Origin of the sequence: Wolbachia endosymbiont of Rhagoletis cingulata, assembly GCF_048537655.1 — a bacterium.
GTDB lineage: Bacteria > Pseudomonadota > Alphaproteobacteria > Rickettsiales > Anaplasmataceae > Wolbachia > Wolbachia pipientis.
On record NZ_CP175927.1, the window covers coordinates 881,076 to 897,430 of the forward strand.

At 36.3% G+C, this 16,355-nt stretch carries 15 protein-coding genes and 2 pseudogenes; 12 read left to right on the forward strand and 5 right to left on the reverse strand.

Features of this window, described 5'->3' with window-relative positions; genetic code table 11:
* Nucleotides 1-44: 44 nt before the first annotated feature.
* Nucleotides 45-1,031 (forward strand): hypothetical protein, encoded by a 987-nt coding sequence (locus ACJZL3_RS04140; protein ID WP_419198610.1) that lies wholly within the window; start codon nucleotides 45-47, stop codon nucleotides 1,029-1,031.
* A 12-nt stretch (nucleotides 1,032-1,043) separates the two neighbouring features.
* On the opposite strand, the gene ACJZL3_RS04145 is transcribed toward ACJZL3_RS04140, so the two are convergent.
* The 5 genes from ACJZL3_RS04145 to ACJZL3_RS04165 form a co-directional block, all read right to left on the reverse strand.
* Entirely contained in the window at nucleotides 1,044-3,050 is a 2,007-nt protein-coding gene (locus tag ACJZL3_RS04145) for an AAA family ATPase (RefSeq protein WP_419198611.1), read from the reverse strand.
* Nucleotides 3,051-3,065: 15 nt separating this feature from the next.
* The gene (locus tag ACJZL3_RS04150; RefSeq protein ID WP_419198612.1) at nucleotides 3,066-4,112 is read right to left on the reverse strand and encodes an AAA family ATPase; all 1,047 of its coding nucleotides are present in this window, start codon (nucleotides 4,110-4,112) and stop codon (nucleotides 3,066-3,068) included.
* A 179-nt stretch (nucleotides 4,113-4,291) separates the two neighbouring features.
* A complete protein-coding gene (locus ACJZL3_RS04155; protein WP_264337671.1) occupies nucleotides 4,292-4,780 on the reverse strand; it encodes a hypothetical protein in 489 nt (162 codons plus the stop codon).
* 23 nt (nucleotides 4,781-4,803) lie between these two features.
* Nucleotides 4,804-5,601, reverse strand: a complete 798-nt coding sequence (locus ACJZL3_RS04160) for an ATP-binding protein (protein ID WP_419198613.1) — start codon at nucleotides 5,599-5,601, stop codon at nucleotides 4,804-4,806.
* Nucleotides 5,602-5,652: 51 nt separating this feature from the next.
* The gene (locus tag ACJZL3_RS04165) at nucleotides 5,653-6,144 is read right to left on the reverse strand and encodes an RNA polymerase sigma factor (RefSeq protein WP_236514589.1); all 492 of its coding nucleotides are present in this window, start codon (nucleotides 6,142-6,144) and stop codon (nucleotides 5,653-5,655) included.
* Between the two features lie 882 nt (nucleotides 6,145-7,026).
* On the opposite strand from ACJZL3_RS04165, the gene ACJZL3_RS04170 reads away from it, so the two are divergent.
* From ACJZL3_RS04170 to ACJZL3_RS04220, 11 genes and pseudogenes are all read left to right on the forward strand, one after another.
* The gene (locus tag ACJZL3_RS04170; protein WP_015587746.1) at nucleotides 7,027-7,497 is read left to right on the forward strand and encodes a hypothetical protein; all 471 of its coding nucleotides are present in this window, start codon (nucleotides 7,027-7,029) and stop codon (nucleotides 7,495-7,497) included.
* 132 nt (nucleotides 7,498-7,629) lie between these two features.
* Nucleotides 7,630-8,100: a hypothetical protein gene (locus ACJZL3_RS04175; protein WP_236514593.1), complete on the forward strand. Its 471-nt coding sequence runs from the start codon at nucleotides 7,630-7,632 to the stop codon at nucleotides 8,098-8,100.
* A gap of 19 nt (nucleotides 8,101-8,119) precedes the next feature.
* Nucleotides 8,120-8,665, forward strand: a pseudogene (locus ACJZL3_RS04180) (ankyrin repeat domain-containing protein); the annotation flags it as partial.
* A 380-nt stretch (nucleotides 8,666-9,045) separates the two neighbouring features.
* Complete coding sequence (locus ACJZL3_RS04185; RefSeq protein WP_419198602.1) at nucleotides 9,046-9,168, forward strand: hypothetical protein; 123 nt, start codon at nucleotides 9,046-9,048, stop codon at nucleotides 9,166-9,168.
* Between the two features lie 43 nt (nucleotides 9,169-9,211).
* Nucleotides 9,212-10,459, forward strand: a complete 1,248-nt coding sequence (gene ltrA, locus ACJZL3_RS04190; protein ID WP_419198601.1) for a group II intron reverse transcriptase/maturase — start codon at nucleotides 9,212-9,214, stop codon at nucleotides 10,457-10,459.
* A gap of 76 nt (nucleotides 10,460-10,535) precedes the next feature.
* A pseudogene (locus ACJZL3_RS04195) lies at nucleotides 10,536-11,480 on the forward strand (ankyrin repeat domain-containing protein); the annotation flags it as partial.
* Nucleotides 11,477-13,312, forward strand: coding sequence for a phage terminase large subunit family protein (locus ACJZL3_RS04200; protein WP_419198614.1), 1,836 nt, complete (start codon nucleotides 11,477-11,479; stop codon nucleotides 13,310-13,312). The pseudogene ACJZL3_RS04195 and the gene ACJZL3_RS04200, both read left to right, overlap by 4 nt.
* The gene (locus tag ACJZL3_RS04205) at nucleotides 13,302-13,526 is read left to right on the forward strand and encodes a gpW family head-tail joining protein (protein WP_191110931.1); all 225 of its coding nucleotides are present in this window, start codon (nucleotides 13,302-13,304) and stop codon (nucleotides 13,524-13,526) included. The genes ACJZL3_RS04200 and ACJZL3_RS04205 overlap by 11 nt, the downstream gene beginning before the upstream one ends.
* Nucleotides 13,527-14,924, forward strand: a complete 1,398-nt coding sequence (locus ACJZL3_RS04210; RefSeq protein ID WP_419198615.1) for a phage portal protein — start codon at nucleotides 13,527-13,529, stop codon at nucleotides 14,922-14,924.
* Nucleotides 14,924-15,982, forward strand: coding sequence for a S49 family peptidase (locus ACJZL3_RS04215; protein ID WP_419198965.1), 1,059 nt, complete (start codon nucleotides 14,924-14,926; stop codon nucleotides 15,980-15,982). Before ACJZL3_RS04210 ends, ACJZL3_RS04215 begins: the two co-directional genes overlap by 1 nt.
* Complete coding sequence (locus ACJZL3_RS04220; protein WP_419198616.1) at nucleotides 15,979-16,338, forward strand: head decoration protein; 360 nt, start codon at nucleotides 15,979-15,981, stop codon at nucleotides 16,336-16,338. Before ACJZL3_RS04215 ends, ACJZL3_RS04220 begins: the two co-directional genes overlap by 4 nt.
* Nucleotides 16,339-16,355 lie beyond the last annotated feature (17 nt).

Here is a 16,355-nt window from a genome sequence, read left to right on the forward strand (position 1 = left end):
ATATTAAAGCAGCAAGATACTTATTCGATCTTGGATTGATAAAAATGCAAGAAAGGTACTATATTGTTTGCTCTCATGAAGAAGATCATCTTGATTGGCCAAATGTAATTGATCCAAGTTGTAGCAATGAGATTTTCATCGATTCAGACTTTGATGAAGCATGTGATGACGCTATTTGTGAAAACTGCTCTCGTCATATTTTGCCTAATACTTATCAAAAACAGAGATTTCATCTTTTATCGATATATTTAAATACAGAGAGAATCATAGAATGGTTTGAAGCAAAGTTGAATGATTCAAGACTTATGTGGGAAAAAGTGGAAAAAGGAGTTTATTACATTTGTAATCAAGGTCGTATTGTAAACCTAATAATCCTTGATTTTTGTACTGATGCGATATTTTTAACTATAGATAAACTTAGAGTTCACCCTACAGTTCTCATCACTCTAAAAAAAGATATACCAAATCTATTACTGAATCTATATGTAGTGCCAATGGTGAAACTGTTTTGTCAGCTTAAGACTGTAACTGAGATATTCCAAGAGGCAGCTAAAAAAGGAGTACCAGAGGTAGTAGAAAATACTTCTTTGCAAGTTTTACCAGCTTCATATATTTCGCTTAAACGTGTTGAACCAATTATACCAACAAAACTTTTGGAGTTACAAGTAGTTAAAGGTATGGTATATGTTAATAGTATTGAAGTTATAAATAAAAAAGCTGCATCATGCCTTAATATTTTTCGAATATTGTTCAAGCAATTTTTACATGACTGTGAGAAAGAATTACCACCTGAAAAACATACACTTCTCAATATTAATCAGTTAGAAAAACTCTTGGGACTTAGTTTAGAAGCAGATTTAGAACATCAAATCAGAAAACCATTAAATAAAATGCAAAGAACAATCAAAGCTACGCTTGCTGAGAAATTAGGATTAAGTATTGAACGTGATGATGTAATACAAACACTTGGTTGGCAAAGATCATCACATGGTTATCGTATTAATCCTTTTACTTTAACTATAAAAAAATAGAATTTCCTGATTTTAAAAATTTTCAGCTCCATGAGTAAATTTTCCAACTCCACGTGCAAATGGTCCTGTTTTGACATCAAGCCATTTATCTTCTTTTGAACCATTAGCCATTCCTTTAACTATTTGCTTTGCTTGTAAAAGCTCTTGAACTATACGCTCTAGTCTATCTCTTCCCATACTATGAAAAACTTCAGGCAGTCTATGTCGTTGTTTATGTATTCCTGCACTTCCTGTGTGAGTAAATGGATGTCCTGAACTAGCAGCTCGCGCAATTGAATCAATAAGATATATTTTAAGATCTTTATCGCTAATATTTTGAGCTTTTAATTGTTCAGTAATGTCTTCCAATAGCCCTGTTTCTTCATTTCTTAGGTAAGTACGTATGGTACGATCAGCTAGGCCGTTTGCTTTAACAACTGCTCCATAAAATAAGGCATTTTGTCTTGGAATTTTTCCAACTGACCTAAAAATCATTGGTTTAGTAATATCCTCAACAGGCCAAAAAGCAAAAGAACACCTGACTCCATTTACGAGAGCAGAAGTACCTCGAATAGCATCTCGTGCTTGCTCTACTGTTGATATAGGCTTTTCTCCCTTCAGCTTTCTCATATGATGTGCAGTAATTATTGAAGCTCCAGTGCTACATGCTAAATCAGATAATAAACACATGAGATAATCCCCTACTGCTGGATCAGCGTTTAAATCTGCATGAATGAAAGAAGCAAGGGGATCAAATATAATGAGCTTTAAATCCTTTATTCTGCTCAGCTGCTTCATTACCGACTCAAATTCTGGAGAGATTTCTACAACTTTACCCCGAACATTCTTCAGTATGGTAAATGATCCTCCTATATTTGGCAATGGTACAATAAATAGCCTATCTTTATATTTTAATCTCTCGCATTTTGGATCAAGTCGTTCTAAGCGACGATGTATTTCATTTGTATCATCCTCTGCGGAAAATACCACCACAGAACCATGTTCAGTAACAGGTGGGCCAAATCCACACACCTGGTCTATGCTACTTGCAACCTTGAGGGCTAGGTCAAGAAGAAGCATACCTTTGCCTGTATCTCCCATTGCAGCCAAAATGGAGGTTACACCCAAAGGAAATAATCCTTCAACTAAGAATATTTGCTTTGGTACTGGACCTACAAAACGCTCCACACTCCAGCTAAAAATATCAAGCGGTGATTTAATAATTATTTTTCTTGAGTTTTTTTCGATGAAGTCAAAAATATCTATATTCTCTTGTACAGCATCAGCAGCATCCCAACTCCTTAGTTTATCTGGTGGAACCCTAAGCGTAGCAAGTGATGCAACACCAAGTTCTAAAAGCTTCTTTTCAGCGTTTTTGGCATATTTATTACCTGCTTCATCATTGTCCGGCCAAATGATAACATGTTTACCTCTAAGCGGAGTCCAATCTGTTCTATCAATAGGCGCATTTGCTCCAAACATCGCAGTTGTAGCTGTAATTACTTTCTCTATAAGTGCTTCTGCACATTTTTCTCCTTCTACAAGAATAACTTTATCGGACCTTAAAATACCCGGAATATTGTAGAGTGGCCTTATCTCTGGCTCTTTGAATCTTTGTTTTTTAACATCAAATGGTTTAAACTGTTTTTTCTCTAAAGGAGGATCATAACGGTAGACTATTACAATCAATTGGTTATTTTCATCGTAGTAGTTCCAACTACAAGTCAGGTATTGCTCTAGATCTCTAATATTATTTTTTTCTTTGATGCCAAGCCATTCACTTATTGAGAGCATTACTTCAGGAAATTCTGTTTTCGCATTCTTCCCGTGTACTGTTGCCCAAAGGTCAATAATGTCACCACCTTCTCCTGTTGCAAAATCTTTCCATAATCCAGCTCTTTCACCTGTTAACTCTATTACCGTGCTTTTGCCTTTGTTACCCTGTACATCACCTACATAAAACTTATCGCCACGAAATGTTCCTCTTGGTAGTAGGTGAAAAAGACAAGATCTGATGTTTTGCAGAAGCTGAGTTTTCACGTTTTTGCAGACAAATTAAGTCGTAGCTATAATTTTAGAATTCTGCCAACGCCCATTTACTCTGCTAATAAATTTTGCTGGTATTGATTTACCGTTTCTTAGCTCATATACTACTTGCAAGACATTTGCACGTTTACTTGGTTGAAACATTACAATACCAGATGTATAAAAGCTTCTTAAAGCATTAGCACCAATTAAAGCTTGAAAAGGACTTTTTGCGAGTGTAGCTGTGGATACTTTTCTGGTATGACGTGTGATAATTATTCCAGCCGTAGGATTAATTACAGAACGTAGTTTTTCTATTCTGCTTTGCAGGCCAGAAAATATATTTTCATAGTCAAGAGAATCCAAAACGATAAGGTCTATCATTTTGATATCAAACTTTTCTTGTATAATATCTTTTATTTTCTCTATACCTTCATCATTTAAAGTTAATCTCATCTTTGTGGTAACAATCAAGTTTTCTTCTGCTAGATTTGGTAGCCTTTGATTAGTTATGATTTGCTGTATGCGTTCCCTGATGTAATTGTACTCCATCTCATTTTGCAGATAGATTATTTTTAGTGGCCTTGCTGACTTCATCTTAAGAAACGACACTCCTGCTGCAAGATGTGCAAGCAAAGAGAGAAGAAAATAACTTTTGCCAACCTTTGGCGTACCACCAATGACTAAAAGACCACCTGGAGTGAGAATTCGTGGAGCTATTATATCTTCTGGTATTGGTGATTGATCACTCAAATATTGCCTTACAGAAAATATCTTTTCGCTCTTTTTCTCTCTTTCTTTTTCACCTTGTGATTTCTTATTGAGCCACTTTCTAGCAGAATATATATCGCCTTTAATTAAAACCCAAAGATCAATAATATCACCACCAGTTCCTTCAATAAAATTACGCCAATCACCAGCTTCATCACCTACTATTTTAACTGTAATTGTATTTCCATTTAAGTCTCCAATATAAGTTTTTTCTCGGTAAAACTCACCATTTGGAAGTAGGTAAGAAACACACTCCTTGATATTATCAATCAATAACATCTTTAACTCTTTTTGCTTTTTAGACATAAAATTCCCATACATATTTTTCATACGTGTAAAGTTGAGATTAGCTAGCTCACAAACAGTTTCAAAAGATTTTGAATTCAGCCAATTAATTGCTTCTTCTCTTAGCTTTGGGTTTTTTCCTACTGCGTCCTGAATACCTCTAGTAACGACAGCAGACCAAAGCTTTTCCTCGTCGTACTTCAAAATGGTACTCTGTCAATTTCATAATTTTTGCGGTATTCTGGAGTAACTACTGAGGCAATTTTGTTCTTCTCTCCATATTCATCAGTTATAACACCTACCTTTACTGTAAATTCCAAACCATTTAACTCTGCAATTGAATTTAGCTTACGAGCAAGGATTGCACTTTCTGAGTTATCATGTGGATGAATATCACGCGCAGATTCCAAGATACTGCGAAGCATAGAGCGACCCATTTCTCCCCAAGTATCTTCTGCTTTACTACTTTTAATACCAATTATTTGGTAAATCTTGTGCTTTTCATATAGACCTTCAATAACGGTAAATTCTGTATTTAAATAAATGCTACCGGTAGTGGGGCTTTTAGTAAACCAATGCTCATAACCTCCAGGCTTGATTGTCATTTTTACCTTTACTATTGTACCTTTAGGTATTAGTCTACTTTGCGGTTTTACAGTGTTAAAATCAGTTAATAGGTTTTGTAACATATATCACTCTCCATGTTTAAATTTTAAAACTTGCTTTTAATCTTTGTAAGCAGCTTACCTAAGTGTGGTTCTTCAACCATACTCAGACGTCCACTACGATCCTTAGCTGGGTATCTCCAAGGGTTTAGAGTATGGCAAACAAAAGAGCGCTTCTCCGTTCCATCATCTTTCTTGATTCCAACCATACTGATTACTTCATCAACAATACCTGGAATCTCACTAGCAGTTTTAGCCCCTTCACATTGAGGCAGCCAGGTTGGACGATTGCAGTCATCGAGATATTGACCTAATGTCCCAACTATGATGATGTCTTTGTCTCTGATATGTTGAAACTGATTGAGCCAGGCCATCATCTCTTGAGCAAGTAATCCATAGGCAGCTCTCATGTCCTGTTTTCCTGATCTCTCAGAAAAAGCTTCAGGTTGCATTTTTGCCCATAAAAGACATAAACGTGAAGCAACGGTTATGCTATCTACAAAAATGCATCGGTATTTAGAAAACTCAGAGAAAAGATCTTTGTACTTACCAGATACATGTTCATGGTGTCTTTGGCTATATGCTTGATCAGACTTCAGCGCAGGATTAGGACCACCAATAAGACAAGCAATGTCTCTGGCCTCATTCCAAGTGCGAATCTCAGTTGAATCTCCTTTCCAATCCTGAACAGCAAGAAGCCCTGCTTCAAAATCAAGACAAAGTGTTGGTTCATCTATGGTCTTTAGGAGACTTGTTTTACCAATACCATAAGGACCAAAGATGACCATTTTTACAGTTGATATTGTTTGCAATCTTTCATTATTATTCAAAATTTTAAGAACCATTATTTATCCATGCTACGATGTATATATATACAAGAAAGGCAAAAATTTTGTTCAATTTTTCTTTTTGCCTTCGTAGTAAATAGGAGAAAGTTTGGCACGTATCTTCTTGATAATATTGTTTAAAGTGGTTCTTGAAACGTTGTTCATTTTGGCAACTTCATGTAAGTTAAAAAATTTAAGTTGCTCACATATATTTTGCCATTCCTTTGGTAAAACCGAGATCATATAGTCTACATCAATGCGTTTTGTTATTTCACCCTCAAATAGCTCTGTTACATCAATACTAATGTAATTGTTGATATCACGTTTTGCACATCGCTGTTTCTTTAGCAAGTTAATAGCTTTATTTTCAGTTAATCTTGCTACAAAGGTATTAAAGCTACTTTTGTCTTCATCATACTGGTCAAGATATGGCCAAATTTCACAGAAGAGTTCTTGCTCAAGATCTTCGTGAGCTTCATTAATAAAGCACTTAGCAAGTTTCAGTCTATAAGCTTGATATTTTACATTTTTAATAACTATATGGTAGTTTTGTAATTTCATAACTTTCCTTAAAAACAAATTGATGCTTTTAAGGATGAGAGTTATTAATGCTATTATGTAGGACAGGAGCAAAAATAAATAATACTGATGCGATTTTTAATCTATTGATATTCTGTTATTTTTTTTTGAGAATAATACTGATGCAATTTAAAATAATACAGTTTAGGTTTTTGGAATCTATTTTAAATGGATTTCAATATTTTTAAGAATGGGTAGCTCAGGCTTCCTAAAGTTATATTAAAAATATATAAGAATTTCATATTTTGAAATTCAATATCACCTAAAGAGCTAAAAATGTGGATTTCGCTATTAAAAGAATAGCTTAAATTTTTAAGAGGAAAATAGTTGAAAAGTATGCTCTCTATAACCTTAAGTTCCGTTCCTAATTACTGGCTTCCTAAATCAGGAATTAGGAATCAGGAATCTAGAATTAGCCTGTATGGCAGGTTTTCACCATGCGTTCCTAAAACCGTTCCTAGGAACGGCATATCTGAAGTCCTCCAATATGGAGGATTCTAGCTTCCTGAAACCCTTATATATAATATATATATAATACATATATAAAAATATACACATATATAAAAACATATAAAATATAAGAGTAGAATAATAAAAACCTCTAAAAGTAGAGAAACCCGTTTGAAAGGTCTTCAAATTCAAGAATTATAAAAAAAATTCCTAAAAATTTGAAGATTTTTTGGACGAAAATTTTTCAAATCTTGTGTATATATGTACACAACAATTGAAAGCTCACTGGATCTTGGTAAACAAACTGGCTGTAAAAGAGTTTTTATGTTAGTTGTTAAATTTCGAAAATTAAAGATTTTTTGGACGTAATTTTTTCAAATCTTGTATATATATGTACTCGGCAATTGAAAGGAAATGCTCACCCTAGATCTTGGCAAACAAACCGGCTGGACTATTTTAAATGATGGAATAGTGCAAAGTGGAAGTAAGAGTTTTCATGTTAGCAGGTTTAGTGGTGGTGGAATGCAGTTTTTAAATTTTCGTAATTGGCTTAATTCACTTAAGTATAAATTTCCAGGCATTGAAGTTGTATACTTTGAAGAAGTGAGAAGACACTTGGGAACTGATGCTGCACATATCTATGGAGGGTTTTTAGCACACCTTTCTGCTTGGTGCGAAGAAAGTAATATTCCCTATCAAGGTGTTTCGGTTAAGACTATTAAACGTTTTATAACTGGCAAGGGCAATGCAAGTAAAGCTGATGTAATTGAAGCAGTGCAGGAAAAGGGTTTTTGTCCAACAGATGATAATGAAGCAGATTCTTTAGCATTAATGTTCTATGTTATGAATTTTAGTAAAGATTTCAATACGTTGGAAATATCATAAAAAGTGGGTCCTTTCAGCTAGGCTGGAGGATTTGGTGGTCCTGACCTCAGGCCTTCTTTAGCGTTAGACATATTTCAAATGTTAACTACTTACGAAATTATAGCTGAGCAGTGCTAAAAAGGAGAAAAAAAGGTGAGAATTACGCAAGCAGAGTGGGCAAGGGAAAAAGGGTTTTCGAGGCAATATGTCTGTTCTTTAGTAAAAAAAGGAATAGTTGAGCTGGAAGATGGACTTATTGACCGAGAACAAGCAAATGAAGCGGTAGCAGCAATAAGAGATCCAAGTCAACCACTTAGGAGAAAAGAGCGCGGAGAAAAACTTTCAACGATATTGCTAAAAACGCGAATAAAAAATGAAACGGAGCGTGGTAAACTTTTGGAAGCTAAAGTGAAAGCTGAAATAGGCAAATTTGTGTCAATTGAAGAGGTAAAAACTGAAGCATTTAACGTAGCAAGAGTTGTTCGTAATAATTTGCTTAATATTCCAAATAGAGTTTCAGCATTGCTTGCATCACTGAGTGACACTGAAAAGATTCATATGGCGCTAACCGAAGAGATTACAAACTCATTACAAGAATTATCTAATACTAAATTTCAAATATAAAAAAGATTTTGAATATAAAATGGCTGATAACTTAAGTTTAGAGTTAATAAAATGCCTCATTAATCAACCTGGATTAGATGTTAATGTCAGAGGGTTAAACGGAAAAACTCCACTGCATTGCGCTATAGAGTTTGACGAGTTAAGCATGGTGGATTTATTACTCACGAAGAAGAATATTAATCCTTTTGTGGAAGATAATGAAGGTAAAACATCTCTTGATTACGCCAAAGAAGGGAAAAAAGCAGAAATATTACAAGCGCTAATTAATAACAAGTACGGGTCAGAACAAGATAGTTTACTTCATTTAGCTGCAATGATAGGTGAAGTTAATGCAGTTAAATATTTGATAGGAAAAGGTATTGACGTTAATGTACGAAATGCTTTGCATCATACGCCATTACATCTAGCAGCAGGCATAGGACATGGAAATGTTGTTAAAATTTTAGTAAAAGAAGGAAACGCTGAAATTGATGTCTTTGATGCACGAAATCAGACACCAATGCACTATGCAGTTAATAATAAAAAATTGGAGATAGTAAAGTTACTGCTCAAGCTAGGAGCAGATGGTGTGCCGTAGAGATACAAAGAATGTTCAAGTAAGAGCAAACTAAGTGCAAAAGCTGCACAGTAGATGAGGGTAGGTCCCTCGGAGCCGGTTTACAAGAGCAGGCTTCAAACAACCATAAGCTGCTTTGGTAAAGAGCCAAGGTAGTGAGCGTTATGGAAAAGGCATAATTATATGTCATGTAAGGAATAGAGAGATGAACGAAAGTGAACCACTGATGAAGTGTCGAAGCCTTTTAAATGACGTCAAAACCAGGGGGTCGTTTGTAACCTGGGATAAATCTATCGGGAGCTTGTTTACTGGATAGATGGCGTCCGGCATAAAGGTGGCATGAATCCATTTCAGGCTATTGTGTGGAACTACGGGAACCTGTCGTTTCGATGATAAGGGAGAAATCCAAGGAGCTAAACTCTAAGGATGAGAGTACCGATGCGAAAAACAGGGGCGGATCAGCTCGTAGTAGTGAAGAAGTTTCTGTAATGGAAATCGAGAGAAGGGGCTGAGTTATTTAGTTTTAATGATTTATCAACCGAAAGGGAGGAGTTAATGAGTAAAACAAAGTCTTTTGATATATCAAAGCAACTTATTTGGAGAGCTTATAAACAAGTATCGAAAAATAAAGGTGCTGCTGGTGTGGATGAGGTTTCGATAACAAAGGTTGAAGAAAATCTAAAAGATAATCTGTACAAACTATGGAATAGGATGTCATCCGGAAGTTATTTTCCAGAGCCGGTAAAAGCTGTTGCGATACCAAAAGATACAGGAGGGCAAAGAATTTTATGTGTTCCTTCAGTATTCGACAGGATAGGGCAAACGGCTGCTGCTATGTATCTAGAGCCGCTGGTAGAACCAAAATTTCATGAGGATTCATATGGTTATAGACCAAATAAGTCTGCACTGGATGCGGTAGATACAGCTCGTAAAAGATGCTGGAGGTACGATTGGACGATAGATCTTGATATATCTGGATTTTTCGACAATTTGGACCACGGCTTGGCATTGCAAGCTATCAAAAAGCACACAGACTGCAAATGGGTCATACTGTATGTTGAGAGGTGGATGAAAGCCCCCATTCAGCAAGCAGATGGCAGTAAGGTAGTTAGGGATAAAGGAGTTCCGCAAGGAGGTTCAGTTAGCCCAATCATCTCTAATATATTCATGCATCATGTGTTTGATATATGGATGAAAAAGAACTACCCGACGGTACCATTTGAGAGGTATGTGGATGATGCGATAGTGCACTGCAGAACAGAGAAACAGGCAGAGTTTGTGAAAGTAATGATCGAAGAAAGATTGGCTGAGTATAAGTTGAAATTACATCCTGAAAAGACACAGATAGTGTACTGTAAGGATGACAATAGGAGTGGTGGATTTCCTAAACAAAGTTTTGATTTTCTGGGTTACACATTCAGACCCAGGTTAGCAAGAAATAAAATAGGGAAATATTTTGTCTCATTTCTCCCAGCAATTAGCAACAAGGCCAAGAAAAAGATTACTACAACCATAAGGTCATGGAAAATGCTACGAAATACGCATATAACATTAGAGGAGATGTCAGGAAAAGTAAATCCAATAGTCAGAGGCTGGTATCAGTACTATGGCAAATTTTACAGAACTGAAGTATACAAATCTCTAAAGAATATAGAGCGGCATCTAGAAAAGTGGGTGAAAAGGAAATATAAGAGACTCAGGAGTCACGGAAGACTAGCAAGACAATTTCTAGGAAAGGTGAGAAAGAGGTCTCCGGATATTTTCTATCACTGGACACTAGGGTTAGGCCAAAAGGCTGAATAATGGAAGCTGTATAAATCAAGAGGTTTACGTACAGTTTTGCGAGAGACTGGTGGGGAAGTTCCACTGGTCTACTCTCCTAAATAGCGCACGCATGGGACAAAACTCAATGAAATTGTCACCTGTTCATATAGCTGTAAGTAATACTAATTATGATGAAAGAGACTTATGTCTTGATATCCTCAAATGCTTAATAAAGGAGCCTAATGCTCAAGTGAATCTACAAGACTACGAAAATAAAACGCCACTACATTACGCTGAAAGACTTAAAACAATAGAAGTTTTACTGACGCGAGAAGATATAGACCCTCTGGTAAAAGACGATAGCGGCAAGACACCATTCGATTATGCTAAACCTGAGATAAAGAAGGCTTTGATGAGTAATAAATATGGTTCTGAGAAGAATAGTCTACTACATTTAGCTGCACAAAGAGGAGAAATTGAGCTTGTAGATGCAATTTTAAAAGAAGAAATCGATATTGATATTTCAAACAATAAAAGTCTATCACCAATTTACCTTGCTGCAGAAAAAGGACATTTACATGTAGTAAAATTACTACTGAAAAAAGGAGCAAATTATACACCTGTTTTACATTTAGCAATCAAGTCAAATAATTTAGAGTTACTTAAAGTTTTATTTACTGAAAAAAATGGAGCGTTACTCTGCAGAGACACCGTTGTTAATTTTCCAACCCTTCATAACAAATATATAGTACAGAGAGAAATAGCAGATAAAAGAATGAAAAAACATAACAATATTATCTGCATCTACATTACAGCCAGCGCAATAGCAGTAGCAGTATATATAGGGTTAATAACAACAATGGGAAATGCTATCATTTTTGCAACAATAACAGGAATATTTGCGCTTATTATAGCAATAATCATAAGTGAGATGAGCAAAAGATATATAGAAAACGAATTTCAGAAAAAGATGTTTATGGAACTGGAGGAGTCTGGAGAAATAAGTTCTACTGTTAATGATGTTGAGTTAGAACCAATTATGAGTAGATGCAGACAATGATATACGCCAAATCTTTTTCTGAAGGTTTAAGACCAGACCCGCAACTTAAAGTATCAGAGTGGGCGAATGAGTATCGAGTTCTAGCAGCAACTGCAGCATCAGAGCCAGGTAAATGGAGAACGGAAAGAACGCCATACCTTAAAGAAATCATGGATTCACTTTCTCCGTCCTCACCAGCAGAAAAAGTAGTATTCATGAAAGGAGCGCAGATTGGGGGAACAGAAGCTGGTAATAACTGGATTGGCTATATCATAGATCAGACACCAGGACCAATGCTGGTAGTACAGCCAACAGTTGAAATGGGAAAGCGTTGGTCAAAAGGAAGATTTGCGCCGTTAATAGAAAGTACACCATGTTTAAAAAGTAAAGTAAAAGACCCAAGATCAAGAGATTCAGGGAATACTGTACAAAGTAAGGAATTTCCAGGTGGAATAGTAGTAATAACTGGAGCAAACAGCAGTGTAGGACTGAGATCTATGCCAGTAAAGTATCTCTTTCTTGATGAGATTGATGCTTATCCAGGAGATTCAGGAGGAGAAGGAGATCCAGTGCTGCTCAGTATTGCTCGAACTAATACCTTTGCAAGGCGAAAGATTTTTTTAGTGTCAACACCAACGATTCATGGAATAAGCAGAATTGAGAAAGAATTTGAAGCAACAGATAAGAGATATTTTTTTGTACCATGTCCGTATTGTAATTATTACCAAATTTTAAAATGGTCACAAATAAAATGGGAAGATAAAAATCCAAATACAGCACACTATATATGTATAGAATGTGGTAAAAAGATAGAAAATCATCAAAAGACAGAGATGCTTGAACGTGGAGAATGGAGACCTACTAATAGAGTAAAAGGTGAAAAAAAAGGATTTCATCTTTCAAGTCTTTATAGTCCAGTAGGTTGGTATAGTTGGCAACAAGCAGTAGAGGATTTTCTGCATGCAAAAGAGAGTGAACAATTACTGAAAGTTTGGATAAATACAACGCTTGGAGAAACTTGGGTAGATAAAGGAGAAGTACCGGACTGGAAGCAACTATTTAACAGAAGAGAATTTTTTCCCGTAGGCACAGTACCAAAAGGTGAAGTAGTTCTCACAGCAGGAGTAGATGTACAAAAAGATCGGTTAGAAGTAGAAGTTGTAGCATGGGGAAAAAGCCGTGAAAGTTGGTCAATAGACTACCGAGTATTTGAAGGAGATACAGGAGGTAGGGAAGTATGGGGAAAACTCTCTGAGCTCTTAAATCATCATTTTATCGGTGAAAATGGGCTTGAATATATGATAAGTATGATGGCGGTTGATGCTGGGTATGCGACGCAGGAAGTATACAATTGGGTAAGAGGTCATCAAGGATCTGGAAGAGTAATGGCAGTGAAAGGTGTAAATAAAGCGTTAGTACCACTTAGTAGCCCAAGTAGAGTAGATATAACAGTTGGTGGTCAAAAGCTGAAAAGAGGAATAAAGCTCTGGCCAGTAGGAGTATCGATATTAAAGTCAGAGCTTTTTCAGCTACTTAATATTTTGAAAGAAGAAGGAAAAGCTCTACCTGGATACTGTCATTTTCCTGAGTATGCACCTGAATATTTTAAGCAGCTAACGGCAGAACAATTAGTCAGCAAAGTGGTAAAAGGATACACCAAACAAGAGTGGCAAAAGGTAAGAGAAAGAAATGAAGTACTAGATTGCCGAATTTATGCGAGAGCAGCATCTATTGCGCTTGGAATTGATCGTTGGCCAGAGAGTAAATGGAATAGTTTGAGTGGAAAAATGGAAAGCAAAAAGCCTAAAAAAGTAAGACAGAGTAAGTGGCTTGGTAATCAAAATGTACAGTGAAGAATATTTAACTCAAGTTGAGAAAGCAATTCAAAAACTGCAAAGCGGAGAAAGAGTTGTCTCAATTGCATATGGTGACCATGTTGTGCGGTACGGGGAAGTTCAAATAAAGGATTTATTGGAGCTCAGGCAACGAATAAAAGCGGGGTTAAAAGTTGCAGGCATGAGGCCAAAGAGGAAAATTGTTTTTTCAACGAGTAAAGGAATTTTATAAATGCTGCTCAAAACCTTCAAGCAATTATTTAACAAACCAAAGATAAAAAGCTCTGCATGGGATGCAGCAGGCTCAGGAAGAAGATTTTTTCACTTTCAACCAGAGTTAGGAAGTATAAACAATTTGCTGTCTCAAAGCCTTGAAACTTTACGTAGTAGATCACGTGATATGGTGAGAAAAAACCCATATGCAGCAAATATCATTGATACAATAGTAAGTAACTCTATTGGAACAGGAATAAAACCGCAATCAAAAGCAAGGGATGGAGAATTTCGAAAGAAAGTACAAGAATTATGGCTAAAATGGACAGATGAAGCAGACAGCAGCGGAATAAGTGATTTTTATGGATTACAAGCTCTAGTATGTAGGAGCATGATAGAAGGAGGAGAATGTTTTGTACGACTCCGAACAAGAAAGCTGGAAGATAGATTTTCTGTACCATTACAATTGCAAGTACTGGAATCAGAGCATTTAGATAATAAGGGTAATCAAACACTAGCCAATGGTAATGTAATAAGAAACGGGATTGAGTTCAATAGACTTGGGCAAAGAGAAGCATACTACCTATTTAAAGAACACCCTGGTGAAAGTATGTTTGGAGAATCAGTGAGAGTGCCAGCAAATGATGTTTTACATATCTATAAACCACTGAGACCTGGGCAAATTAGAGGAGAGCCATGGCTTTCTAATATACTGCTAAAGCTCTACGAACTTGATCAATACGATGATGCAGAGCTGGTAAGAAAAAAAACAGCAGCAATGTTTGCAGGATTTATTACCAGGCTCGACCCTGAAGCAAATATAATGGGAGAATCTGAATCAAACGAGCAAGGAGTAGCACTATCTGGCCTGGAACCTGGAACAATGCAGCTTTTAGACCCAGGTGAGGACATAAAATTTTCAGAACCGTCAGATGTTGGAGGAAGTTATGAAGCGTTTATGAGACAGCAACTGAGGGCAATAGCGATTGGTACAGGGATAACATATGAGCAACTAACAGGAGATTTAACCGGTGTTAATTATTCATCAATCAGAGCGGGATTAATAGAGTTTCGTCGTCGATGTGCTATGCTGCAACACAACATTATAGTATTCCAATTTTGCAGACCAGTATGGAGTAGATGGCTAGAACTTGCCACTTTATCTGGAGAGCTTTCTACAACAGATAATCAAATATTTAAAGATGTAAAATGGATACCACAGGGATTTGATTGGGTGGATCCACTCAAAGACCAGCAAGCACAACAGATGGCAGTAAGGAATGGATTTAAGAGTCGAGCAGAAGTAGTATCAGAAATGGGTTACGATGTAGAAGAAATTGACCAAGAAATAGCAGAAGATCAAAAACGTGCAAATAGTCTCAACTTAATGTTTGACTCTGATTGTAAAGGATTATGATGCTCTTAGGAAAACCATTAATGCTTGAGCCAAGAAGTTTTGAGCTATTGTCATTGAGCAATCAAAAACATCCCACGTTTAAAAACATAAAGCACTCCATCAAAAGTAACGTAGAAAGAACTGCAATTATACCAATTCATGGAATCTTGACGAAAAAACCAGGTGCGTTTGATGAAATGCTCGGGATGACATCATATGAGCAAATAGAAGAACAAATTACACAAGGATTAGCAGATAGTAGTATAGAGACAATTATACTGGAAATAGATAGCCCAGGAGGAGAAGTAAACGGTATTTTCGACTTGGCTGATTTTATCTATAGTGCAAGAGGAAAAAAGAGGATAATAGCGATAGCAAATGATGATGCATACTCTGCTGCATATGCTATAGCTTCAAGCGCTGAAAAGGTATTTTTGAGTAGAACTTCAGGAGTAGGAAGTATAGGAGTAATAGCAAGTCATATAGATCAAAGTGGATTTGATGAAAAATGTGGAATAAAATATACCACAGTATTTGCAGGAAGTAGAAAAAATGATTTAAATCCGCATGAGCCAGTGACGTCTGAAAGTCTGGAAAGCTTACAAAAAGAAGTAGACCGACTATATGAAATGTTTGTGCGGCTAATAGCAAGGAACAGAGGTCTTTCAATTGAAAAAATTCGATCAACAAAGGCAGGGCTATATTTTGGCAAGAACGCTGTGGATATTGGTCTTGCAGACGGAATGACAATTCTTTCATCTATTAATAAAAACAGGAGTATTACTATGAATGAACAAACTACAACTGACCTAGAAACTGATAATTTGACTAAGTATCGTAATGAAGTTCTTGAATTAATACGTTTATGTAATTTATCGAAGATGCCAGAAAAGATAGGAGAATTTATTGAGCAAAGCGTAAGTGTTGAGCAAGCCAGGGAAGTTTTAATGGAGTTACTTGCAGAGCGAACGAAGAAGACAGAAATACTGAGTGCAATACCACAGAATTCATCAGAAGATTTGATGATGGAAGTAGCAAAAAGTCGTAGGCATTTAAACAAAGGGAGAAAAGCAAAATGAGTAGTATAACAGAACAAAATAACCTTGGTGACCTATTAAAGTATGAGGTGTCAAGTCTATATTCAAGAGATCAGATAACAGTAGCAAAAGGGCAGAACCTAAAGCTTGGTACAGTAGTGGCTCTCGATAAAGATAGCATGGTTAAGATAATAAATCCAACTGCCACAGATGGAGCGATAGGTGTAATAACAAGTGATGTAAACGCAACGGAAAACACCAAAGCAGTAATCATTACACGTATAGCAATGCTAGCTGATCATGCAGTTGTCTGGCCAGCAAATATCACTGAAGAGCAGAAAACTGCAGCAATAAAGCAACTTGAAGGACGAGGGATCATTATCCGCAAAGGAGTTTAACTAAAATTAATAAGGAG